Below are 1,183 nucleotides of genomic sequence, written 5' to 3'. Positions count from 1 at the left end.
AAAATGGCGGAATTTAAAACTTTCTATGTTACCATACAGCTCCGCTATAAATTTGGCAATTAGAAAGTAAAATTAGTAAGAAAAAAGTCAAGTATTGGGAAGATATAAAGCAGAATTATTATTATACATGTTAGGTATAGAGTAGGTACCTACTTATGACCTTTGTTTTCGATATGTCAATGTCTATCTACTCTAGAATACATTAAGTAGAAAAAAACCAGATGAATAGAGACACCAATATAATAATTACAATTACAACATTTCTACTTACCTACAGTAATTACCTGCTAACCTACAAAATGTATTTTACTGACTTTGACCAAGTTAAAGACGGCTAGAAGTTTCAAGTGCAAGGAAACTGACTTACATCAATATTGTCCTTAAATATATCTTTACACGTACTGATCAAAAGTCCCAAGAAGTTTTAATCAATTCTTTCCTTATTCTTATGATCAAAATGGTAACAGATGTCTCCCAAGCAAGCCATAAGTAATATTAAATTTGTTACGATAGGACAACATCAACAAAAGATGCCTGACAAAAACTGTTTTTGGCAACAACAAAGCTTGCTAATTTGAAAATGAAAGTGGCAGAAACTATACGAGAAGATACCTGCCTTCAAATAACAAACACCCGAAAAATGAAAACTTTGTCACGTTGGGGACGTGAACATAAATTTCAACCCGAAGAATGTGAAGAAAATAATGAAATTATTGTAGGACAAGATAAATATCCAGGAGAGAGGAGAACAGATTAGAGGGAAGACTTTGGAAGATTGAAATGTTGGGGTTGTGATACGAGAGAGAGATGGGATGGGAGATAAAAGGGAGGGAGTAATTTAGGAATTTGAAAAATTATTTGCAGTCACGTCTTTTGTTCCCGTGATAAGAATCACATTAGGAAACTTTTTGTTCATCTCATTATCAAGTTTTTATCTTTGAATTTATTTCAAAGTCTATCAGCTACGGTCTTGTATATAGAGACATCTTTCTAGATTTCATTTTTAATTTTTTACTGAGAAATATTTCACGGTTACCTATTGTAAAAAAAGCCTCTATGAAAATATCTAGCAAGTGTCAAATACTTACTAGGATTGTGCTGAAGACGAGAATACACAAACAAAACAATAAACTGGGGTGTAATACTCGTACAACTGTCCTATATCCTAGAAGATACTTATATA

Annotated in this window: 1 protein-coding gene; it reads left to right on the top strand. The window is 32.3% G+C overall.

Features of this window, described 5'->3' with window-relative positions:
• Positions 1-574: 574 nt before the first annotated feature.
• On the top strand, positions 575-757 hold the full coding sequence (locus tag GY664_RS05055; RefSeq protein ID WP_333948399.1) for a hypothetical protein: 183 nt from the start codon (positions 575-577) through the stop codon (positions 755-757).
• Positions 758-1,183 lie beyond the last annotated feature (426 nt).

The organism is Candidatus Liberibacter brunswickensis (assembly GCF_036858155.1).
Taxonomy (GTDB): Bacteria; Pseudomonadota; Alphaproteobacteria; order Rhizobiales; family Rhizobiaceae; genus Liberibacter; species Liberibacter brunswickensis.
Note: the sequence above shows the minus strand (reverse complement) of the source record. Positions and strands in the feature narration are given on the sequence as shown.